Genomic DNA, 21,076 nt, shown 5'->3' with positions numbered 1-21,076 from the left:
GGTACCGGCCGGATTCTACGTCAATGCCCCACCTCCGTCTGCAGTTCGCCATGGTCCTGGCGACGATCGTCATGTTTGCGCTGACGCTGGCGGCCAACGACTGGTTGTTCCCGCAACTGGAACTGATTCCCGGCATCAACTGGATCTACCTGCCTGCGGGCGTGCGGCTGGTCGCGACACTGCTGTTCGGCGGGGCCGGCGCGGTGGGCCTGCTGATCGTTTCCTGGCTCGTCTGCTTTCTGTACCTGTTTCCGGATGACTTCAGCCGCGCGTTCATGGGCGGCATCCTGGCGACTGTCGCGCCCTATCTCGTGTACAAGTCGGCGCAGCACTGGTTTGGACTGCGGGCGTCACTGGCCAACCTGACGCCGAAACGCCTGCTGGCCTGCATCGTGGCGTACTCGGTGGCCAGCCCGCTGCTGCATCACATCTGGTTCTATCTGCACGACGGGGCGGACCACGTCGTGCAGAGCTTCTTCGTCATGTTTATCGGTGACCTGTCTGGCACGCTGATCGTGATCTACACGATCAAGGGCTTGCTCGCGCTCATGCCGCGCCGGCCGAGAGCAGACGCCCGATATACCTTCCCAGAGCAATCTGCAGGACATCGGAATTGATACCGTCCGTGCCGCCGAGCAGCGGCACGATCACCAGTTTCGTCCCATCCTTCGTAAATACGCGCAGCCGCTTGGGCAGATCGGCCGGCTGCAGGATCACTTCCTCTCCCACAACGCCAGCGAAACCGAACGCACTTCGATAGTCCTCGGCATGCTGATGGCCAAAGCAAACGATGATCTTCGGCGCCATGTGCCGCGCGAGCCTCGTGACGAACTCGAATCGTCCGCGTTCCCGACATAGCGCCGCATAGCGCGGAAGCGTGCGTGGCACGCCGAACGTGTCGTGCGGCGTGCGCCCGGATGCCGAATCCTCGGTCCGGGCGAATGCCGGGTAGAGACTCAGCCAGAATTCGTTACCCACCGGCCCGTACAGCCGCTCCTGGAAATACTCCTTCCAGTCCGGCACACCAGGACCAGTAGCAGGCGTGTGCACCGCGGCCAGAATCCGCGCGATTTTCTGATGACTCTGCCATTTCGGCATCTCGTCCTGATTGCGCTGACGAAAATCCGCATTCCAGACGACGGGCATCTGCAACGGCTCTGGCGACGCGGCGATTGGCGAGCCCGCCAGGCGCGAGGTTGCCTCGCACAGCCAGACCGGCGATTCAGGATTGCCCTGCATTCCGGCATATGAAGCCAGAAAAGCGTCCAGACCCAGTTTGCGATCGCCGGCGGACACACCCGCCCGATCCGATTGCGCCGCCGGGATTGTGCTTATGAACGCGGGATACCCGCCCCAACTCGAACAGCCTTCCACTGCATGACCCCCAGACTCTCTGCCATACCCGTTTTAATCGTTATAAAAAGTATAACAATCAGATCTGCACGGCGTCTTATGAAGTTGGCACTTCATTCAGAATGTCGGTCGCCTGCAACAGGTGGGCTGTCATCAAGGTGTATTCTCTCGGCCATGCCGGCGCCCGAAGAAAACAGAAGATCCTGACCCAGCCCCCGTACGAACACCCATGATCACACGGCCTCAACTGCACTGGTTCCGGATGCTGTTCGTCCTGCGCGGGTCCGTGCTGCCGGCAATCGCGCCGCAACTGCTCGGCGTTACGCTGTTCTCCGCGCTCATTACCGGGTTTCACGGGCGGATCTGGGACTGGAAGGTATCGCTGAATTTCGTCCCGTTCTCGCTGATCGGGCTGACGCTGGCCATCTTCCTGGGCTTTCGCAACAGCACCAGCTATGCGCGCTACTGGGAAGGACGGACGCTCTGGGGCAGCGTGCTGATCGAGTCGCGGTCGCTTGTGCGGCAGGCGCTGACGCTGACGTCGGACCCCGATGCCGCCCGGCAACTCGCCCACCGGCTCTGCGTCTTCGTGCACACGCTGCGCCACCAGTTGCGCGGCACGGATCCGGCGGCCGATATCGCGCCGTTCGTCGATACCGCCACCAGCCAGCGCATGCGCGACGCCCGGTTCAAACCCGCCATCGCCTTGCTGATTGCCGGCGAATGGCTGGGCGAGCAGCTACGCCTGGGAAAGCTGTCGCCGTCGCTGGCGTTGCCGATGGAAAACGCGCTGAGCCATCTGGGCAGCGCGCTGGGCGGATGCGAGCGCCTTGCCAGCACGCCGATTCCGTTCACCTACTCCGTCATCATCCACCGCTGCATCTATCTCTACTGCGTGCTGCTGCCGTTCGGGCTGCTCGACACGATCGGCCTGATGACGCCAGTGATCGTCTGCTTCATCGCCTATACGTTTTTCGCGCTGGAAGCGCTCAGCGCGGAGATCGAGGAGCCCTTCGGCGAAGAGCCCAACGACCTGGCGCTGGCCACCATGTCCTACATGATCGAATCGACCGTGCTGGAGATGGTGGGCGAGCAGCCGCTTAGCCCCCGGCCGGTCAGCGATGGCTATATCCAGACCTAGGCCGGGGAATCACCTCGCATCAACGCGCCTCGCAGCACATCAGCGCGCGTCCTTCGGCTTGTCTCCCTTGGGCCAGTCGTTCGCTCGCGCGGCGTAGTCCGGGCGCGGCTGCGCCGTGAAGTATGCCGCCACGTCGAGCGCATCCTGCGCCGACAGCGTGCCACCCTGGCCTAGCGGCATGTTGTGCTTGACGAAGGCCGCAGCCGTGTACATCCGCGCCATACCCGCGCCGATATTGAACGAGTCCTTGCCCCAGACCGGCGGGAACACGTAGCCGCCCTGAGGGTTCTTCATGCCCTGGCCGTCGGCGCCGTGGCACGACGCGCACTGCGCCGCGTAGACGGCCTTGCCGTGCTCGCGGTTCGGCACGAGCGCGGTGTCGATCTTCTCGAAGCCACGCCCGGTGACGTTGGTGCCGACCGGCACGCCGGAGGAGAGCCACTTCATATAGGCCATGATCGCGTTCATCTCGACGGAATCGAACGCCAGCGGCTTGCCGTTCATCGAACGCTGGAAGCAGTCGTTGACGCGCTCCTGCAGCGAGATCAGTTTGCCGCTGCGCGAGCGGTATTCGGGGAACGCGCCCGACAGCCCCACCCAAGGCGAGGCATAGGCCGTCGTGCCGCCGTTCAGGTGGCAATTCGTGCAGTTCAGCCCGTTGCCGACGTTCTTTGGCAGTTGCTTGTGGGTATCGGTGAGCAACTGCTTGCCACGGCGGACAGCATCGCCGACCGGCCCGGTTGGAATCGACGCCTCATCGGGAACGACCAGGGGCACGGTCTTCTCCGCATGCGATACGAACGGCGCGCATGCCGCCATGGCGACAAACGCCAGAACACCCAGTTTTGTCCGGTTCACTTTGTTCTCCTCGGTTTATATGTGAACGATTTGTTGGCTTGCCTACCCTCAGACTGCAAGCACGACCTTGACCACCATGCCAATGGCGATCAGTCCGGCGACCACAGCGAAGCCCTGCTGCAGCCGCTGACCACTCAGGCGGCTGGCGAAGAGCCTGCCGACGAGCATCCCGAGCATCGCGCCGGCCGCGAACGGCGCGGCGACATGCCAGTTCATATTGCCGGCCAGCGCCGTGGACACCACGCCCGAAGCGGACACCAGCGTGATCACGGCCAGCGACGTGGCCACGATCGTCTTGACCGGCGCATTGGTCGCACGGCGCAGCGCGGGAACGATCACGAAACCGCCACCTACGCCCAGCAGACCGGAGAGAAAGCCCGCGCCGATACCCGACGCCGCCAGCGCGCGTGTGCAAGATGCCGTCCAGACGAAGCGACCCGTCGCGTCATCGAGTTGGCAGGGTGGTAGTGGTCCCTGCGGCAGCATGGCCGTTGAAGCCACTGAGGCCGCCGAGGCCACTGGTTGCGGCGCGCGGCTCTGCCTGAACATGCGCACGGCCACCCAGCCCAGCACGATCGCGAACAACACGGTCAGCGGGCCGTTCGGCACCCTGTGCGCGAGCCATAGCCCGACGGGCGAGGCCAGCACGCCGCTTGCCGCCATCATGGCGGCTGCCCGATAGCGCACGATACCCGCGCGGAGCCCGATCAACGCGCCGACCGCAGCCGACACGCCAACCGCCAGCAGCGCGATCGGGCCGGCTTCAGCCATGCGTAGATGCAGGCAGAATACCAGCAGTGGCACGGCAAGAATGGCGCCACCAGCGCCGGTCAGCGCCAGGATCAGGCCCACGATGGCGCCCAGAGAGGCGCCCACGGCATAGATCGATTCCATCAGGACAAACGCTGGGGGGGCGAGCGTAAGAATTTTTGTAAGGCGCCAATCATTACAAATTCCGTGCCACCTACGCGCGCGACCGGGAACCCCCATGGAACAAGGGCTCGACGCGGAATCCGCGGCCTGCGAAAGCGGCATCGGCGCTGCCAGCGCGCGGCAGTGCTGCCATGATGGCAGCACGTGGCAGCCGATTGGCAGTGGGGGGAACCCCGAACGACACCTATTCGATGCCCAGGGCCTTGAGCCGGCGATAGAGGGTGCGTTCGCTCATGCCGAGCGATTGGGCAAGCGCGCGGCGCGTGCCCGTGAAGTGGCTTGCGTGGAAACGCAGCGCCTCGTCGTCATCCTGCCGTGGCGCCTGCGTGCGATACGCGGACGGCGGCACGAAGCGGACCGAAGACACACGGGCGTCGCCCATTCCCGGCGGCAGATCCTTCACGCGGATCACACCGTCGTCGGCATAGAGACGGGCGCGCTCCAGCACGTTGCGCAGTTCGCGAATATTGCCCGGCCAGCGGTGAGCGCGCATGCGCGCGAGCGCCTCGGGACTCAGCCGCAGCGGGTCCTTGATCCGATTGCCGCGCGCCAGAATCGACTCGGCCAGCAGCGCGATATCGTCCAGGCGGTCTCGCAGCGATGGCAGGTGAATCGGGAATGCCGCGATCCGGAAGTACAGATCCTGGCGAAACAGCCCCTGCGCCACCATCTGCTCAAGCGGCTTGTGCGTGGCGGCAACCAGCCGGAAGTTCGACTGCAGCGTCTCGACGCCACCCACGCGCCGGTAAGTACCCGACTCGATCAGGCGCAGCAGCTTGACCTGCATCGCCAGCGGCACATCGCCCATTTCGTCGAGGAATAGCGTGCCGCCCTCGGCCGTCTCGACCAGCCCCGGCTTACGCGCCTGCGCCCCGGTGAACGCGCCCTTCTCGTAGCCGAACAGTTCACTCTCGAACAGGGTCTCCGTCAGGCCCGAGCAATCAACCACGACGAACGGCCCGCTGGCGCGGTCGCTGGCCTCGTGCACGGCGCGCGCGAACATCTCCTTGCCAGTGCCCGATTCACCGAGCAGCAGCACCGGTAACGACGACGGCGCCACGCGCTGCACGGCCTCCAGCGCGTGATTGAAGGCCTCCGATCGTCCCACCAGCCCTTCCGCACTCGGCCGCGCCGATGCGCTTCGCACGGTGTTCAGGCGCTCGACGTAAGCCACCACCTGGTGGTTGTCGTCGAGGATCGGGCGCAGTTCCACGTTCACATGCTCGGGGCCACGCGGGGTGTGATGGATGTGAAGGACGCGATCCGGCCCACGGGTCTCGAACGCCTTGCGCATCGGACAGTGTTCGCCGGCCTGATCGCACGGCACGTCATAGCCGTGCGAGACGCGATAGCAGGGTTGGCCCAGATAGGGACGTTCCACCGCGCCAAACTGGCGGCGGTAGGCCGTATTGGCAGCGAGGATGCGGTAGTCGGTATCCAGCACGATCGTCGGCTGGCTTTCCTGTTCCAGGTAGGACAACAGTCCCTGGAGTGTGGTGGGGCGATCCATAGGGGCGGGGGGCGGGGGCGGGTAAAACAAGGGCGCCATTCTGCCAAGTTCTGCCAACACTGCCAAGTTGGCAGTGACCCGAGGTGCCTGACAGTCCACGCTCCGCACGCGCAGGAAGCGAAATCCCTTGGAAATCATCGCCTTGTGGCGCACAGGCAGCATGGCACGGGTTTTGAGTCATTGCCCCGATCAAAAACGGAAACGCCGACACATATGACAACACAGATGGTCATCGAAGCCTTCTTCGACCCCGATACGTGGACCCTGAGCTACCTCGTGCTCGACCGCGAGAGCCAGCAGTGCGCGCTGATCGACAGCGTGCTCGACTACGACCCGAAATCCGGCCGTACCGGAACCGCCAGCGCCGACCGAATGATCGACCGCGTCAAGACGCTCGGCGCCAGCGTGCAGTGGATTCTGGAAACCCACGTCCATGCCGACCATCTGTCCGCCGCGCCCTACCTCAAGGCCAGGCTCGGCGGCCAGATCGCCATCGGCAGCCATATCACCACGGTGCAGAAGGTATTCGGCACGCTGTTCAACAGCGGCCCGGAGTTCGCGCATGACGGCAGTCAGTTCGACCGCCTGCTGCAGGACGGCGACACGCTCTCGATCGGCAGCCTGCAGGTGCGCGCGATGCACACCCCCGGCCACACACCGGCCTGCATGACGTACGTGATCAGCAACGGCAAGGACACCGCAGCATTCGTTGGCGACACGCTGTTCATGCCCGACTACGGCACCGCCCGCTGCGATTTCCCCGGCGGCGATGCGCGCACGCTCTACCGCTCCATCAACAAGGTGCTGAGCCTGCCCGCCGATACGCGCCTGTACATGTGCCACGACTACCAGCCCGGCGGACGCGAGCTGCTGTTCATGTCCACGGTGGCGGAAGAGCGCGCCAGCAACATCCATGTGCGCGATGGCGTGAGCGAGGACGAGTTCGTCGCGATGCGCCAGGCCCGCGACGCCACGCTGTCGATGCCCACGCTGATCCTGCCGTCGGTGCAGGTCAACATGCGCGCCGGAGAAATGCCGCCGCCGGAAGCCAACGGCACGCGCTATCTGAAGATCCCGATCAACGCGCTTTGAGTCTTCGCCCCAGATTCGACAAGGAAAAAACATGCAATCGCGCCCCCTGCCCCTCGACCCCAAAACACCGCTCGCGCAGGCCGATGCCAGCCACGCCGTCGTCATCATCGGCGGCGGCGCCGCGGGCATTGCCGTGGCATCCAGCCTGCTGGCACGCAAGCCCGGCCTCGACATCGCCATCATCGACCCGGCCGACATCCACTATTACCAGCCGGGCTGGACACTGGTGGGCGGCGGCGTGTTCGAACCCGCGCATACCGCGCGCACGATGGCTTCGGTCCTGCCGCGCGGCGTGTCGTGGATCAAGGCCACTGTCACGGGATTCGAACCGGAAGCCAACGCGGTGATGCTGGAAGGCAACCGCGTGGTCAAGTACGAGCATCTGGTGGTTTGCCCCGGCCTGAAGCTGGACTGGGATGCCATCGAAGGCCTGCCGCAGGCGCTCGGCCGCAACGGCGTCACGTCCAACTATCGCTATGACCTGGCGCCATATACCTGGAAGCTCGTGCAGGAACTCGTGCGCAAGCAGGGCGGCAAGGCACTGTTCTCTCAACCCCCGATGCCAATCAAGTGCGCGGGCGCGCCGCAGAAGGCCATGTACCTCTCGGCCGATGCGTGGCGCCGTGCCGGCGTGCTCGATCGCGTGGACATCCAGTTCTGCAACGCGGGCAATGTGCTGTTCGGCGTGGCGGACTACGTGCCCGCGCTGATGGAGTACGTCGAACGCTATGCCATCGACCTGAACTTCGGCGAAACGCTGATTGCCGTCGACGGCCCGGCACGTTGCGCCACATTCCGCCGCGCCAATGCCGATGGCACGACTGCACTGGTGACGCGCGAGTTCGACATGCTGCATGCCGTACCGCCGCAGAAGGCGCCTGACTTCATCCGATCCAGCCCGCTGGCCGACGCCGCCGGCTGGATCGACGTGGACCCCGCCACGCTGCGCCATACGCGCTTCGGCAACATCTTCGGTCTCGGCGACGCCGGCAACACGACCAATGCGAAGACGGCCGCCGCCGCCCGCAAGCAGGCGCCAGTGGTAGCGCACAACGTGCTGGCCGAGCGCGGCGCGGCAAGGGGTGAAGCGCGCTATGACGGCTATGGTTCGTGCCCGCTCACCGTCGAACGCGGCAAGATCGTGCTGGCCGAGTTCACATACGGCGGCAAGGTCGCTCCGACATTCCCGAGCTGGTTCATCGAAGGCAAGCGCCCCTCGCGCATGGCATGGTGGCTCAAGGAGCGCATCCTGCCACCGCTTTACTGGCGCGGGATGCTCAAGGGCCGCGAATGGCTCGCGAACCCCGAACTTCAGGGCCGCTAAGCCAGCCACGGCCATCCTGTAGTAAAAAGGCGGGATCGTGCGCGTCCGCGCACGCCATCGACCGATGCCATGGCAACGCGCGCTCCCGCCAGCACCCTGCGACAGATCCCGTCCGGCATCTGGATGCTTGGATGCGTCAGCCTGTTGATGGATATCTCCTCGGAGATCATCCACAGCCTGCTGCCCGTCTTCATGGTCACCACGCTCGGCGCCAGTGCGCTGGCCGTGGGGCTGATCGAAGGCGCGGCCGAAGCCACCGCCCTGATCGTCAAGGTCTTCTCGGGCGTCCTCAGTGACTATCTCGGCAAGCGGAAGACGCTGGCCGTGCTCGGCTATGGGCTCGGCGCGCTGTCCAAGCCGCTCTTCGCGGTGGCGCCCGGCGTCGGCACGATACTGACGGCACGCCTGTCCGACCGCATCGGCAAGGGCATTCGCGGCGCGCCGCGCGATGCGCTGGTGGCCGATATCGCGCCCGCCCATCTGCGCGGCGCGGCGTTCGGGCTGCGGCAGGCACTCGACACGGTTGGCGCATTCTTGGGCCCGCTGATCGCGATCGGGCTGATGATGCTCTGGGCGAACGACTTCCGCGCCATCTTCTGGGTGGCGGTGGTGCCCGGCGTGCTGTCCGTTGCCTTGCTCGCATTCGGCGTGAAGGAACCGCAAACCCACACCGGAGACAAGCGTGTGAATCCCATCCGGCGCGTCAACCTGGCGCGGCTCGGTCCGGCGTACTGGGGCGTGGTTGCCGTGGGCACGGCCTTCGCGCTGGCCCGATTCAGCGAGGCATTCCTGATCCTGCGCGTCCAGCAGGAAGGGCTACCGCTGTTTATGGCGCCGCTGGTGCTGGTAACGATGAACGCGGTGTTCGCCGTCACGGCCTATCCGTTCGGCAAGCTCGCGGACAACTGCAGCCATGACAAGCTCCTGGTGGCTGGCCTGGCCGTGCTGATCGTCGCGGATACGGTGCTCGCAGTCGGCTCTCACTGGAGCATCGCACTGGTCGGGGTCGCGCTGTGGGGCCTGCATATGGGCATGACCCAGGGATTGCTGGCCACGATGGTCGCCGATGCCGCGCCAGCGGACCTGCGTGGCACTGCATTCGGCGTTTTCAATCTGGCCAGCGGGCTGGCGTTGCTGGCAGCCAGTGTCATGGCCGGCTGGCTGTGGGACCGGCACGGTGCGGCCGCCACCTTCCACGCGGGCGCGGGCTTCTGCGTGCTGACCATCGCACTGCTGATCCACCGGCTTCGCAACCGCCCCGCCTCCGGCGCGGCCACCCGCTGAGGTTCGCTGAGGTTCGCTGAGATTCGCCGAGATTTGCTGAGCGCCTTGCGAAGACAACCTTCCTGTTCGTGTTGCACAACTTACGGATTGTCACGACTCCGACGTCAACGGCGACCGCTTGCGTGCCGTTTTTTCCGGTAAGCACGACGCATTGTCGGGCTAACAATCTCCCAGGAGTTGACATCATGAAGAAGCTGTTCGCTGCTCTCGCATCCGTCGCTTTCGTCGGTACCGTTTTCGCGCAGACCGGCGCACCGGCTGCCGCCTCGGCCACCCCGTCGAAGTCGGAACCGGCGCAGGCTCAGGCCAGCGCCCACAAGGACAAGGCCGACGTTCATACCGGCGCGCACAAGTCCACCGCCAAGGGCACGCATCACAAGGCCAAGGCCACGACAGACATGGCGAAGTCCACTGACACCACCGGCGCGACGGCCGGCGCTGCCAAGACCGCTGCTCCGGACAACTCCAAGAAGCAGTAAGCCCCGGCGTCGCGTTATCGGGGGGTTCACCGCCACGGTCAAGGCGAATGCCGTGGCGGCGACGCTCGAACCACGGGCTCTTGCGGAGAGCGCAAGCGAGAGGAAGGTCTCCGCGCTTGCCTTTCCGCCTTGTCATCCGGTCATCCGATCATCTGTGCGACCATGACGGCATGTCTCCACGACTTGGAAGCCATTTCAAAATGAAGCGAAGCGGTTCTGGCTAGACGCGGGGCCGCAGACAGTGCAAGTCGTACGGCAAGGCCCCGCAACGACGCCAGAATCTTTTTGAGATGACTTCTTAGCCCCGGGATCAGCATGCTCACCGTACACGCCATCCATCTGCTGCACGAAGCCGCCTTCGGTACGCTTGCCACGCAATCGTCCGTCTTGGCCGGCTATCCCTACGCCACCGTGGTGCCCTATGTCACGGACCACGCGCATCAACCGGTCATCTGCATCAGCGCCCTGGCCGAACACACGAAGAACTTGCTCGCGGATACACGGATGAGCCTGTCTGTGCTGCAGCCGGAAGCCACGGATGTGCAGGCCGCCAGCCGACTGACGATCGTCGGAGACGCGGAACGCTTCGAGCCAGACACTGCCCTGCGCGACCGCTACCTGCGCTATGAGCCCGGCGCCGAACGTCTGCTGGCGCTCGATTTCGCGTTCTTCCGGCTGAAGCCGGTCAAGGTACGGCTCATCGTCGGCGTCGGCAGGATGGGTTGGGTGGAACAAGCCGATCTGGACGCTGTGCCCACGCTCCCCGCGCAAGAAGAAGCCAATCTCGTGAGCAGAATGTCCCGCCTGGTTCCCGAGAGCGTGCGCGTGCTCGGCATCGATCCGCTCGGCGTCGACGTCGAGATCAATGGACGCCGCCACCGACATCGTCTTGCCGGCACAACGCCGATCGATGAAGCCATCCAGGCCGCCACTCACGCGATCACGGCGGCGCGGCAATGATGGCTTGACCGGCCGGCACTGCCCACGCAAACGTGCTGACGCGATGACGCGCGATATGCAGCACCACGCACCCGCCCGTCGCTGGCTTGGACTTTTCGCGTGAGGTGCCCTATCACATACCAGTGATGGGGACCGAAGCGACCATCGTGCGGAGCAGCATTCCCCGCGCGGCGCACCCGACCTTACCCTTTGGGGAAATTGCAGGCATCCGGATCTCATCCCATAGTCGTGCAGGTACGCTGACAACTACTGCGGCCAGACCATGATCCACCATTGGATGCAACGCTTGGCGCCCACCATCGGCGCCGCCCTGCTCGCCGGCATGGCCCTCGTGGCAACCGGCGTCATGGCCCAGGAAAAGCCCGCCCCCGCTCCCGCGCCGTTCAAGGCCGAGGAGATCGAGGCACTGGTCGCACCGATCGCGCTCTATCCCGATACCGTGCTGTCGCAGGTGCTGATGGCGTCGACCTATCCGCTGGAGATCGTCTTTGCCGCCCGCTGGGTGAAATCGCACCCCGGCGAGAAAGGCGATGCCGCGGTCAAAGCCGTGCAGAACGAGTCGTGGGACGTCAGCGTGAAGTCGCTGGTGGCATTCCCGCAGATCCTCGAACCTATGTACGACAAGCTCGACTGGACCCAGAAGCTCGGTGACGCATTCCTGGCCCAGGAGAGGGATGTGCTCGCAGCGGTACAGCGGCTGCGCGCGCGTGCCCGCGATGCCGGCAACCTGCAATCGAATGAGCAGCAACGCGTGATCGTCGAGCCGGCGACCACGTCGGGCGCGGTGTCGCAGACCATCGTGCGGATCGAGCCGGCCAACCCGGAGGTGATCTACGTGCCCGCCTACGACCCGGCGGTGGTCTATGGCGGCTGGGCCTATCCCGCCTACCCCTATTACTACTGGCCACCCTACCCGGCGTACTACCCGGGCTACGCGTTTGGCAGCGGCCTGGCATTCGGGTTCGGCCTCGCCGCCGCGGCAGCCATCTTTGGTGACTGCAACTGGGGCGGGGGCGACGTCCACGTCGACCACCACAAGGCCACCAATATCGACCGCAATTTCGATCGCAATGGTCGACAAGGTGGCCAGGGCAGCAGTCGATGGGAGCACAGCGTCGATCATCGCAAGGGCGTTGCCTATCGCGACAACGCTACGCGCGAACGTTTCGGCCGCGAGCAGGCTGGCGCCGCCGACCGGCGCGCCAACTATCGTGGCCGCGATCCGGGCGCCGGCAATCGCGCCGGGGTTTCCGACCGCATGGCCGGCGGCAACCCATCAGCCTCGGACCGCATGAACGGGGGCAACCGCGCGGGCACGTCCGACCGCCCCGCGACGGCGGATCGCGCGGCGGCCGGCAACCGGGCCGGCGCCTCCGACCGCGCACAGGCCGCCGACCGCTACAGCGCGGGATTCGGCGGGCGGGACAACGGCTTCCAGGGCGTCGGCAACGGCGCCGGCACGCAGAACAACACCAATCGCGGCAGTTCCAGCATGCAGTCATCGGGCTTTAATCGCGGCGGTGGCGGATATTCGGGCGGCGCGCGTGGCGGTGGCGGCGGTTTCGGTGGCGGCCGCGGCGGCGGTGGACGTCGATAAGCGGAGGCAACCATGACACTGACGACGCCAATCCGCGCAACACTTCGCCGCACCCTGTGCACGCTGCTGCTGGGTGCAGCCGCGAGCCTGACACCCGCGGCGCACGCCAACGAGGTCTTCGCCACGCCCGAGGCCGCGATGACCGCTTTCGGCAACGCCGTCATCAACGACGACGAGCCGACGCTGCAGAAACTGTTCGGCGGCAAGTTCCGCGACATCATTCCGCCGGTGGGCGCCGAGGTCCGCAGCAAGTTCCTGACAGCCTGGGGCAAGTCCCACGCTGTCGATCAGAAAGAGAATCGCGCCTATATCGACGTGGGAGACGACGGCTGGACCTTCCCCATTCCACTGGTGAAGGGCAGCAAGGGCTGGCAGTTCGACACGCTGGCCGGCGTGGAGGAAATGCGGGTGCGCAGGGTGGGCCGCAACGAGCTGGCCGTCATCCAGACCATGCTGGCGATCACCGACGCACAGGCCGAATACGCGCTGACGCTGCACGATGGCAGCAAGACGCTGGTGTACGCATCGAAGCTGTCGAGCACGCCCGGCAAGCAGGATGGCCTCTACTGGGCCTCCGCGCCCGGCGAGCCACAGAGCCCGCTAGGCGCTGCGTTTCGCGGCGCGGGAACGAGCCATGCCAGCAAGGATGGCTACTACGGATATCACTACAAGCTGCTCGACGCGCAAGGCCCCAACGCCCCGGGCGGGGCCTACAGCTATGTGGTCAACGGCAATCTCTTCGGCGGCTTTGCCGTGCTGGCATGGCCGGCGCGCTATCAGGACACCGGCGTCATGAGCTTCATGGTCAGCCACGACGGCCAAGTCTACGAGCGAGACCTTGGTGCCGACAGCGCGGTCAAGGCCAAGGAGATCCGGACCTTCGATCCGGGTGCGGGATGGAGAAAGGTGGCGCCGTAGCACGGTCGTAGGTCGTAGGGTCGCAGCGTCACCTTCCGCTTCTCCGAATCACTCCTTCGGAATCCCCGCGATTTCCGCGGCCTTCGTCCAGCGCTGGATTTCGTCGAGTTGGTATTTCCGCAGCACCTCCGACCCACCCGCGAAGATCTGGCCGCTGGTGCGGCCCACGAACTCCGCCGCTTCCTTGCTGCTAATGATCTCGACCGTGGCGTCGCTGAGTTTCTTGACGATCGCGGGCGGCGTCTTCGCCGGCGCGAACAGCGCCACCCAGTTCACCATGTAGTAGTCCTTGTAGCCGAGTTCCTGCAGCGTCGGCACATTGGGCTCCAACGGCAGTCGCTTGTCGCCGCCCACGGCGATGATGCGTGTCTTGCCGGCCTGCGACAGCGCGGAAGCGGCAAGGTAATCCGACATCGCGAAGTCCACCTGGCCACCGGCGAGATCTGCGACAGCCGGGGCAGCGCCCTTGTACGGGATGGCCACGGCAGTGATACCGGCCTGCTTCATGAACAGCTCGGTGGCAATCTGGTACGACGCGGAACCCGAGCCGTAGCTGAGCTTGCCGGGCTTCACCTTGGCAGCGGCCACCAGATCGGCAACGGTCTTGTAGGGCGAATCGGCGCGCACCGACAGGATCATCGCCCCGTAGTAAAGCCGCGCCACGGGCGCGAAATCGCGTACCGGGTCATAGGGCAGCGTCTTGAACTGGACCACGTTGGTCGCCATCGGCGAATTGCTTGCCACGAACAACGTGTAGCCATCCGGGTCCGCCTTCGCCACCGTCTGCGCGGCGATGAAGCTGTTGGCACCCGGGCGATTCTCCACCACGAAAGGCTGGCCAAAGCGCGCCTCGAGTTTCTGGGCCAGGAACCGCGCGCTGCTGTCCGAGCCCGTGCCAGGCGGGAACGACACCACGATCTTGACGGGCTTTCTGGGGTAATTGTTCGCGTTGGCGTGCGCCAGCCCGGAGACCCCGAGCGTGGCAATCAGACAGGCGAGAAGCAAACGCCGCATATCTACAGTCTCCTTCTTCGGGGTGATACGTGCCACCCGCTTTCATCATGAAAGAAGAAGCGTAAGGGAAGCGTGCTGCATGTCGCAATGCACATGGAGGCATATTCGTTATGCGCACGTCGGCATGGCACACCGTCACGCTGCACTGCCGCATGCGCGGTGAATTTCCGTTATCTCACGGCTGCGATAGGCGCGTCTGGAAGGCCACTGCTAACCTCGGCTCACTCTCAAAAATCGCAAGGAGACAGAGTTGGAGATAGCCAGCAAGGTCGTGATACGGCCAGCCGATCCCGACGACGCCCTGACGCCGCTGCGTCAGGAAGTCCGCGCATTCCTGGCGGAGACCCTCGGCAACCGGCCACCCCAACTGCGCGCCAAGAGCTGGTCTGGCTACGATCCCGAATTCAGCCGCGCGCTGGGTGCGCGTGGCTGGATCGGCATGACCTGGCCCAAGGCTTACGGCGGCAGTGAACGCTCGATGCTCGAGCGCTACGTGGTGCTCGAGGAACTGCTCGCGGCGGGCGCGCCAGTTGGCGGCCACTGGGTTGCCGAGCGCCAGAGCGGCCCGCTGCTGATGCGTTACGCGGACAAGAGCGTGGCGGCGGACATCGTGCCGCGCATCACGCGCGGAGAAGTGCGCTTCTGCATTGGCATGAGCGAGCCGGACTCCGGTTCCGACCTGGCGTCGATCCGCACACGTGGCGATCGCGTGGATGGCGGATGGGTCATCAACGGCACCAAGCTCTGGACCTCCAACGCGCATCATTCGCAATACATGATCGCGCTGGTGCGCACCGACCGTGGCGCGGACGACAAGCACAAGGGTCTGTCGCAGTTCCTGGTCGACATGACGTCGAGCGGCCTGCAGGTGCGCCCGATCAAGAACCTGGCGGGTCACGAGGGCTTCAACGAGGTCGTGTTCGACAACGTCTTCGTGCCGGACCGGATGCTGATCGGCACCGAGGGCGATGGCTGGGCCCAGGTCACCGCGGAACTCACGTTCGAGCGCAGCGGCCCCGAACGCTATCTGAGCAGCTACGCGCTGCTGGCCGAGATGGTGGATGCGGCAGACGCGACCGACTCGCGCCAGGCGGTGGAAATCGGCTACCTCGTCGCGGAGCTGAGCAATCTGCGCCAGATGTCTCGCGGTATCGCGGCCATGCTCAATCGTGGCGAGAATCCGCAACTGGCCGCTGCCAACGTCAAGGACATGGGCGCGCTGTTCGAACAGCGCATCCCTGAGGTGGCCCACGCGCTGTTCGGCAATGAACTGCGCCGCACCGGCTCCCCGTTCGTCGCGACGCAAGCCTACCTGACCCAGAGTGTGCCCTCGTTCTCCCTGCGGGGCGGCACGCGTGAAATTCTGCGGGGAATCATTGCGCGAGGGCTGGGAATCCGATGAACGAACTCGAACAAATGCTGACCGACAGCGCGGAGCGCCTGTTCGGCAACGAGGTCACCCTCGAACAGTCCGAAGCGATGGAGCGCGGCGAGTTTCCACAGCCACTCTGGAATGCGGTGGACAAGAGCGGTCTGGTGCACGTGCTTGCCAGCGAGGAAGCCGGTGGCGCCAACGCGAGCTGGACGGAAGCCCTGCCGGTGATGCTGGCCGCTGGCCGCACGGTCACGCCGCTGCCGTTCGTCGATGCCGCCACCGCCACGTGGCTGCTGAGCCGTCTTGGCATCGAAGCACCGCAGGGCCTGCTGGCCCTTGCCGATCTGTCAGCGGCCCCGACCGCGAGCCAGGATGGCGACACCTGGCGGCTGAGCGCGGAAGTGGAAGTCCCCTGGGGCCGACACGCGCAACACGTGCTGGTGCGCGCCGCCAACGCCTGGCTGTTGCTGCCGACCGAGCACGCTTCGGTACGCGAGGATGCCAACATCGCTGGCGAACCGCGTGACAGGCTCACGTTCGTCGACGCCGTGGCAACAGCCGCGTCGACGCGGCAGCCGCTGGAGGAATGCGACGACCCGGCCGCACTCGGCGCATTGATGCGCGCCATCCAGATCACCGGCGTGCTCGAACGCGTGCTGAACCAGACCGTGCAGTACGCCACCGAACGCATCCAGTTTGGCAAGCCCATCGGCAAGTTCCAGGCGATCCAGCAACAGCTGGCAGTACTCGCCAACGAAGTGGTCGCCTCGCGCATGGCCGTGGCCAGCGCCTGCGCGGCGTTGTCGGGCAAGGACTGGGCACAACAGGCGATGATCGCCAAGATCATCTGTGGCCTGGCCGCCGGCCGCGCGCCCGCGATCGCGCACCAGGTGCATGGCGCCATCGGCTTCACGCGCGAGCACTCGCTGCACTACGCCACGCGGCGCCTGTGGTCCTGGCGCGCCGAGTACGGCAGCGAGGCGCAATGGGCCGCGAAGCTCGGCAAGGTGGCAATCGAACACGGCGGCGACACGCTGTGGGAAAGACTGACGGAGGCCGCATGAATACACGTCGAGCCCTTCTCGCGATGATTGGCCTGCTGACGCTGTCGGCGTCAGTCCATGCGGAAACGGCCAAGGAATTCCCAACGCGGCCGATTCGCGTGATCGTGCCATTCACGTCTGGCAGTGGCTCCGATACGTCGGCACGCTACTACGGCGAACAGATGGGTCGCACGCTGGGGCAGCCCGTGGTCGTCGAGAACCGGCCCGGCGCTAACGGCCTGATCGGCATCCAGGCGCTCAAGAACGCGCCGGCGGATGGCTACACGGTGCTGCTGGCCAGCAACTCGCCGATGTCGGTCAATCCGATCGTGATGAAGAACCTGCCCTATGACCCGCTGAAGGATCTCAAGCCGGTGTCAGGACTGAGCCGGAACATGAACGTGTTCCTGGTGCCGGAGAAGTCGCCGATCAAGACCGTGGCCGACCTGGTTGCCCACGCGAAAGACCGTGGCAAGCCGCTGGCAGTCGGCACGTATTCGGCGGGTTACCAGTTGGCGGCGGCATGGTTCGCCAACCTCGCCGGCCTCCAGTTCGTCAACGTGCCGTACAAGGGGCAGGCCCAGATCATGACCGACGTCATCGGCGGGCAGCTCGACATGGCCGTGGTCGATCTGGGTGGCGCCATCACGCTACTCAAGGAAGGCAAGATCCGCGCGGTGGCCGTCACCGGCGAGACACGGCATCGCGACTTCCCGAACGTGCCGACGATCAAGGAAAGCGGCTATCCGGACTACGCCCAGTACAGCTGGGTGTCGTTCTACGTCCGCGCGGGAACGCCCGACGACATCACTGACAAGCTGGCCACCGCCGTGCAAACGGCCCTCAAGTCACCGGAGTCCGACGCATTCCTGGCCACCAAGGGCGGCGATCCCATGCCTTACCCGCCGAAGGAAATGCGCCAGTTCCAGGAACGCGAGATGGCCCGGTTCCGCAAGGTTGCCGCGGCAGCCGGCATCAAGCCCGAGTGATTGGCGAGCGGATGCGTAAATGATGCGTGAGCGATGCGTGAACCTGACGACTGCCTAGGCGGCCACGTGACGCGCGGCGGATGCCAGCAGCGACCGCAGCACCGTGACGAACGGGTGCGAGTGGACGTTGTTGTGCCAGCACAGATGAATCGGCACGGCCATGCCTTCGTCCTCCATCGGCGAGAAGCGCATGCCGGGATGCCGGCACAGCGGCCTGGCGAGGTAGTCCGGAATCATCGCGTAGATCTCGGTGTCGTGAATCGCGTCGGCTACGGCCAGGTAGCTGGTCAGTGTGACGACGATCCGCCGATGCAGGCCATGCGATTGGAAGTAGCGGTCGAGCAGCCGCGTGATCAGGCCGAACTGCGAGATGTCGAGACAGTCGAGCGATGCCAGTTCGCGCGCCGAGGTGATCGCGCCGATATGCGGGTTGGATCTGGCCGACAGGCAGCCGAAACGCGTCGTCAGCAGCAGCTCGGAGCGCAACGATTCCATATCCACGGGATAGAACGCCACCATCAGGTCGATCGCCCCGCTGGTCATCGCGGAAATGCCGCCCTGCTGTGGCACGGGCTGCATCCGGACCCGCGCGCGCGGCGCCACCTGGCGCAGGCTGGCCAGGAACGCCGGGGCAATCAACGCCTGCAGGGAATCGTTGATACCGACCACGTACGTGCCGGTCTCCATCGCCGGGTTGTAGTCGCTGCCCTGCTGGTAGACGCCTTCGATGGCACGCAACACGTCATCGAGCACGCGGCGGATGTCCTGGGCGCGGCGCGTCGGCAGCATCTTGTGGGCGCTCTTGATCAGCAGTGGATCGCCGAGATCGTCGCGCAGCCGGTCGAGCATCCGGCTCATCGAGGGCTGGGTGCTGTCCAGCCGCCTGGCGGCCTCGCTGACGCTGTTGCTCTCGAGCATGGCGGCCAGCACCACCAGCAGGTTCAGATCCTTCTTGCGCAGTTCGGCAAGCGCCGGTCGTCTGCTGTCGCGGCCTTCCGGCGTCTCCGTGCCGTCCGAGCTTGGGGTGTCGCTGAAACGAGATTCGTTCATCGCTATTGCGCTTCAAATCCATATTGAATAAGGCATAACGCAGTATGCAGCATTTCAACCCCGCCCGGCGGGGAAACCTTTCCAATGAACCAAGCCCATCGACATGACGCCCCCTAACGCTTCGTCTACCGTTTCCTCTACCGTCTCCTCGACCAACGGCCAGGATTCCCTTCAGGTCACGCGCGACGGACATGTCGTCCAGGTCCTGATTCGCAGGCCGCCCCATAACCACCTCGACCCGGCATTCGTCGGCCTGCTGGCGGACACGCTCGAACAACTCGATGGCGACGACGAATGCCGCGCCATCGTGCTGGCGGCCGAAGGCAAGTCCTTCTGCGCCGGCGCGGACTTCTCCGGCCAGCAAGCATCGTCATCGGTCAGCCGCGACCCGAGCCCGTTCTACAAGCAGGCCATGCGGCTCTTCCGCACGCGCAAGCCGATCGTCGCCGCAGTACACGGCGCGGCCGTGGGCGCCGGCGTAGGGTTGTCGCTCGTGGCGGACTTCCGCGTCACCTGCCCCGAGGCGCGGTTCAGCGTCAACTTCAACCGGCTGGGTTTTCATCCCGGCTTCGGCCTGAGCCTGACCCTGCCCCGCCTGATCGGGGTCCAGCAGGCATCGCTGCTGCTATACACGGGGCGTCGCATTGACGGCGAGACCGCCGTGCGCATCGGACTGGCTGACGAACTCGTGCCGGCCGACCAGGTTCTGGCCCGCGCCCATGCGCTGGCCACCGAGATCGCAATCTCGGCCCCGCTCGCCGTGGAAAGCACGCGCGCCGCGCTGCGCGAGGGGCTGGCAGATGCGATCTACGCCGCCAACCAGAAGGAGCTGGCCATCCAGCTCACCCAATTCCCGACCGAGGATTTTCGCGAAGGCGTGGCAGCCATGGCCGAACGCCGTCCGCCGAACTTCCGTCGTCGCTGATACTCAATGGAGCGAATCTACGTGACCGTTTCAACCAAAGCAGATGTCGGACCACTGTCCGGCGTGCGCGTGCTCGATCTGTCCGCCGTGGTGCTGGGCCCGATGGGCACCCAGGTGCTGGCCGACATGGGTGCGGACGTCATCAAGATCGAATCGCCCGAAGGCGACCTGATGCGCGCCAACGGCGTGGTCGAGGTGCCGGGCATGAGCTCGATCTTCCTGGCGCTGAACCGCAACAAGCGTTCGGTCGTGCTGGACCTGAAGACCGAGGCCGGCCGCGCCGCATTGCGCCGCCTGATTCCAACCGTCGACGTGTTGGTGCATAACATGCGCGTCTCGGCGATCGAGCGGCTGGGTTTCGGCTATGACGCCGTGCGTGCGCTGAATCCCGAGATCGTCTACTGCGCCGCCACCGGCTTCGGCCAGGATGGCCCGGATCGCGAGAAGCCCGCGTTCGACGACATCATCCAGGCCGCCTGCGGATTCGTCGGCGCCGCGTCGATCAACGCCGACGAGCCCGACTATCTGCCGAGCCTGATCGCCGACAAGACCACAGGTCTGGCTGTGGCCAACGCGGTGCTGGGCGCGCTGTTCCATCGCGAGCGGCATGGCCGCGGCCAGTACGTCGAGGTGCCGATGCTGGAAACGATGGCCGCGTTCGTGCTCACCGAGCATATGGGTGGCCTGACCTATCCGGGCTCCAAGGCCAAGGCTGGCTACGCACGCCTGCTCGAAGGCGGCCGCAAGCCCGTGCGCACCAAGGATGGGTGGATGAGCCTGCTGCCATACACGGACAAGCACTGGAAGGCCTTCTTCCACGAGGTGGACCGCGACGATCTGGGCGAACGCTACAACATCGCCAGCCGCGCCGACCGCAATGCGCACATCAAGGCGTTGTACAGCCACCTGCGGGAGCTGGCGCCGCTTCGCACAACGGCACAGTGGATGAAGCTCTGCGAGCAACTCGACATCCCCGCCACACCGATCTACTCGCTCGAAGCGCTGCCCGAGCATCCGCACCTGAAGGCCGTCGGTCTGTTCCAGGAATCGAAGCATCCCGTCGTCGGCACCATCCGGGAAATCCGGCCGACAGCGCGCTTCGCAGGCACGCCGACCTCGATCCGCCGTCCCGCCCCGACGCTGGGGCGTGACACGGCCGAGGTACTGCGTGAAGCCGGGTTCGAGGAAAGCGAAATCAAGGCGCTTGGCGGAAGCTGAGCGGTGGATGCCG

Annotated in this window: 20 protein-coding genes; 14 read left to right on the top strand and 6 right to left on the bottom strand. The window is 65.4% G+C overall.

Annotated features, from left to right (window positions below; translation table 11 throughout):
• The first annotated feature begins 23 nt into the window (after nt 1–23).
• Entirely contained in the window at nt 24–617 is a 594-nt protein-coding gene (locus WD006_RS09710; protein WP_029307033.1) for a hypothetical protein, read from the top strand.
• Here the strand turns inward: WD006_RS09710 and WD006_RS09705 are convergent.
• Nucleotides 547–1,296, bottom strand: a complete 750-nt coding sequence (locus tag WD006_RS09705; RefSeq protein WP_035832315.1) for a hypothetical protein — start codon at nt 1,294–1,296, stop codon at nt 547–549. The genes WD006_RS09710 and WD006_RS09705 overlap by 71 nt on opposite strands.
• A 286-nt stretch (nt 1,297–1,582) precedes the next feature.
• Between WD006_RS09705 and WD006_RS09700 the strand changes: the two genes are divergently transcribed.
• A complete protein-coding gene (locus tag WD006_RS09700; RefSeq protein WP_029307031.1) occupies nt 1,583–2,494 on the top strand; it encodes a bestrophin family protein in 912 nt (303 codons plus the stop codon).
• 39 nt (nt 2,495–2,533) lie between these two features.
• Here WD006_RS09700 and WD006_RS09695 read toward each other — a convergent pair whose 3' ends face one another.
• The 3 genes from WD006_RS09695 to fisR all read right to left on the bottom strand — a co-directional run bounded on the left by WD006_RS09695 (nt 2,534) and on the right by fisR (nt 5,795).
• A complete protein-coding gene (locus tag WD006_RS09695; RefSeq protein WP_029307030.1) occupies nt 2,534–3,352 on the bottom strand; it encodes a c-type cytochrome in 819 nt (272 codons plus the stop codon).
• 48 nt (nt 3,353–3,400) lie between these two features.
• Nucleotides 3,401–4,246: a sulfite exporter TauE/SafE family protein gene (locus tag WD006_RS09690; protein WP_029307029.1), complete on the bottom strand. Its 846-nt coding sequence runs from the start codon at nt 4,244–4,246 to the stop codon at nt 3,401–3,403.
• A gap of 223 nt (nt 4,247–4,469) precedes the next feature.
• Complete coding sequence (gene fisR / locus WD006_RS09685; RefSeq protein WP_375198932.1) at nt 4,470–5,795, bottom strand: sigma 54-dependent transcription regulator FisR; 1,326 nt, start codon at nt 5,793–5,795, stop codon at nt 4,470–4,472.
• Between the two features lie 213 nt (nt 5,796–6,008).
• On the opposite strand from fisR, the gene WD006_RS09680 reads away from it, so the two are divergent.
• From WD006_RS09680 to WD006_RS09650, 7 genes are all read left to right on the top strand, one after another.
• Nucleotides 6,009–6,887 carry an MBL fold metallo-hydrolase gene (locus WD006_RS09680; protein ID WP_035832310.1) on the top strand — a complete coding sequence of 293 codons (879 nt, stop codon included), beginning with the start codon at nt 6,009–6,011 and terminating at the stop codon, nt 6,885–6,887.
• A gap of 31 nt (nt 6,888–6,918) precedes the next feature.
• Nucleotides 6,919–8,211 (top strand): NAD(P)/FAD-dependent oxidoreductase, encoded by a 1,293-nt coding sequence (locus WD006_RS09675; protein ID WP_029307026.1) that lies wholly within the window; start codon nt 6,919–6,921, stop codon nt 8,209–8,211.
• A 69-nt stretch (nt 8,212–8,280) separates the two neighbouring features.
• On the top strand, nt 8,281–9,495 hold the full coding sequence (locus WD006_RS09670; RefSeq protein WP_029307025.1) for an MFS transporter: 1,215 nt from the start codon (nt 8,281–8,283) through the stop codon (nt 9,493–9,495).
• Nucleotides 9,496–9,680: 185 nt separating this feature from the next.
• Nucleotides 9,681–9,974 (top strand): hypothetical protein, encoded by a 294-nt coding sequence (locus WD006_RS09665; protein WP_011519757.1) that lies wholly within the window; start codon nt 9,681–9,683, stop codon nt 9,972–9,974.
• Nucleotides 9,975–10,289: 315 nt separating this feature from the next.
• On the top strand, nt 10,290–10,934 hold the full coding sequence (locus WD006_RS09660; RefSeq protein WP_029307024.1) for a HugZ family protein: 645 nt from the start codon (nt 10,290–10,292) through the stop codon (nt 10,932–10,934).
• 277 nt (nt 10,935–11,211) lie between these two features.
• A complete protein-coding gene (locus WD006_RS09655; RefSeq protein WP_104670228.1) occupies nt 11,212–12,531 on the top strand; it encodes a DUF3300 domain-containing protein in 1,320 nt (439 codons plus the stop codon).
• A gap of 12 nt (nt 12,532–12,543) precedes the next feature.
• Nucleotides 12,544–13,449, top strand: a complete 906-nt coding sequence (locus tag WD006_RS09650; protein WP_029307023.1) for a DUF2950 domain-containing protein — start codon at nt 12,544–12,546, stop codon at nt 13,447–13,449.
• A gap of 48 nt (nt 13,450–13,497) precedes the next feature.
• Here WD006_RS09650 and WD006_RS09645 read toward each other — a convergent pair whose 3' ends face one another.
• Nucleotides 13,498–14,463 (bottom strand): Bug family tripartite tricarboxylate transporter substrate binding protein, encoded by a 966-nt coding sequence (locus WD006_RS09645; RefSeq protein WP_011519761.1) that lies wholly within the window; start codon nt 14,461–14,463, stop codon nt 13,498–13,500.
• A gap of 250 nt (nt 14,464–14,713) precedes the next feature.
• Here WD006_RS09645 and WD006_RS09640 point away from each other — a divergent pair, with 250 nt between their 5' ends.
• The 3 genes from WD006_RS09640 to WD006_RS09630 are packed head-to-tail and all read left to right on the top strand — an operon-like array spanning nt 14,714 to nt 17,870.
• Nucleotides 14,714–15,865 carry an acyl-CoA dehydrogenase family protein gene (locus WD006_RS09640; RefSeq protein ID WP_011519762.1) on the top strand — a complete coding sequence of 384 codons (1,152 nt, stop codon included), beginning with the start codon at nt 14,714–14,716 and terminating at the stop codon, nt 15,863–15,865.
• On the top strand, nt 15,862–16,902 hold the full coding sequence (locus WD006_RS09635; protein WP_029307022.1) for an acyl-CoA dehydrogenase family protein: 1,041 nt from the start codon (nt 15,862–15,864) through the stop codon (nt 16,900–16,902). Before WD006_RS09640 ends, WD006_RS09635 begins: the two co-directional genes overlap by 4 nt.
• On the top strand, nt 16,899–17,870 hold the full coding sequence (locus WD006_RS09630) for a Bug family tripartite tricarboxylate transporter substrate binding protein (protein WP_029307021.1): 972 nt from the start codon (nt 16,899–16,901) through the stop codon (nt 17,868–17,870). The genes WD006_RS09635 and WD006_RS09630 overlap by 4 nt, the downstream gene beginning before the upstream one ends.
• 54 nt (nt 17,871–17,924) lie before the next feature.
• Here the strand turns inward: WD006_RS09630 and WD006_RS09625 are convergent, their stop codons facing one another.
• On the bottom strand, nt 17,925–18,920 hold the full coding sequence (locus WD006_RS09625; protein WP_375198933.1) for a LysR family transcriptional regulator: 996 nt from the start codon (nt 18,918–18,920) through the stop codon (nt 17,925–17,927).
• 103 nt (nt 18,921–19,023) lie between these two features.
• On the opposite strand from WD006_RS09625, the gene WD006_RS09620 reads away from it, so the two are divergent.
• Both WD006_RS09620 and WD006_RS09615 read left to right on the top strand, forming a co-directional pair.
• Nucleotides 19,024–19,845, top strand: a complete 822-nt coding sequence (locus WD006_RS09620; RefSeq protein ID WP_029307019.1) for an enoyl-CoA hydratase/isomerase family protein — start codon at nt 19,024–19,026, stop codon at nt 19,843–19,845.
• Nucleotides 19,846–19,851: 6 nt separating this feature from the next.
• On the top strand, nt 19,852–21,063 hold the full coding sequence (locus WD006_RS09615) for a CaiB/BaiF CoA transferase family protein (protein ID WP_011519767.1): 1,212 nt from the start codon (nt 19,852–19,854) through the stop codon (nt 21,061–21,063).
• Nucleotides 21,064–21,076 lie beyond the last annotated feature (13 nt).

The organism is Cupriavidus sp. Met-2 (genome assembly GCF_049843575.1).
Lineage (GTDB): Bacteria > Pseudomonadota > Gammaproteobacteria > Burkholderiales > Burkholderiaceae > Cupriavidus > Cupriavidus metallidurans.
The sequence above is the reverse complement of the archived record's forward strand: the minus strand, read 5'-3'. Positions and strand labels throughout refer to the sequence as shown.

Coding starts and splice junctions, on each gene's coding strand:
- WD006_RS09710 (WP_029307033.1), top strand. CDS start 24: ATGCCCCACCTCCGTCTGCAGTTCGCCATGGTCCTGGCGACGATCGTC.
- WD006_RS09700 (WP_029307031.1), top strand. CDS start 1,583: ATGATCACACGGCCTCAACTGCACTGGTTCCGGATGCTGTTCGTCCTG.
- WD006_RS09690 (WP_029307029.1), bottom strand. CDS start 4,246: ATGGAATCGATCTATGCCGTGGGCGCCTCTCTGGGCGCCATCGTGGGC.
- fisR (WP_375198932.1), bottom strand. CDS start 5,795: ATGGATCGCCCCACCACACTCCAGGGACTGTTGTCCTACCTGGAACAG.
- WD006_RS09680 (WP_035832310.1), top strand. CDS start 6,009: ATGACAACACAGATGGTCATCGAAGCCTTCTTCGACCCCGATACGTGG.
- WD006_RS09675 (WP_029307026.1), top strand. CDS start 6,919: ATGCAATCGCGCCCCCTGCCCCTCGACCCCAAAACACCGCTCGCGCAG.
- WD006_RS09670 (WP_029307025.1), top strand. CDS start 8,281: ATGGCAACGCGCGCTCCCGCCAGCACCCTGCGACAGATCCCGTCCGGC.
- WD006_RS09665 (WP_011519757.1), top strand. CDS start 9,681: ATGAAGAAGCTGTTCGCTGCTCTCGCATCCGTCGCTTTCGTCGGTACC.
- WD006_RS09660 (WP_029307024.1), top strand. CDS start 10,290: ATGCTCACCGTACACGCCATCCATCTGCTGCACGAAGCCGCCTTCGGT.
- WD006_RS09655 (WP_104670228.1), top strand. CDS start 11,212: ATGCAACGCTTGGCGCCCACCATCGGCGCCGCCCTGCTCGCCGGCATG.
- WD006_RS09650 (WP_029307023.1), top strand. CDS start 12,544: ATGACACTGACGACGCCAATCCGCGCAACACTTCGCCGCACCCTGTGC.
- WD006_RS09645 (WP_011519761.1), bottom strand. CDS start 14,463: ATGCGGCGTTTGCTTCTCGCCTGTCTGATTGCCACGCTCGGGGTCTCC.
- WD006_RS09635 (WP_029307022.1), top strand. CDS start 15,862: ATGAACGAACTCGAACAAATGCTGACCGACAGCGCGGAGCGCCTGTTC.
- WD006_RS09630 (WP_029307021.1), top strand. CDS start 16,899: ATGAATACACGTCGAGCCCTTCTCGCGATGATTGGCCTGCTGACGCTG.
- WD006_RS09625 (WP_375198933.1), bottom strand. CDS start 18,920: ATGAACGAATCTCGTTTCAGCGACACCCCAAGCTCGGACGGCACGGAG.
- WD006_RS09620 (WP_029307019.1), top strand. CDS start 19,024: ATGACGCCCCCTAACGCTTCGTCTACCGTTTCCTCTACCGTCTCCTCG.
- WD006_RS09615 (WP_011519767.1), top strand. CDS start 19,852: ATGGAGCGAATCTACGTGACCGTTTCAACCAAAGCAGATGTCGGACCA.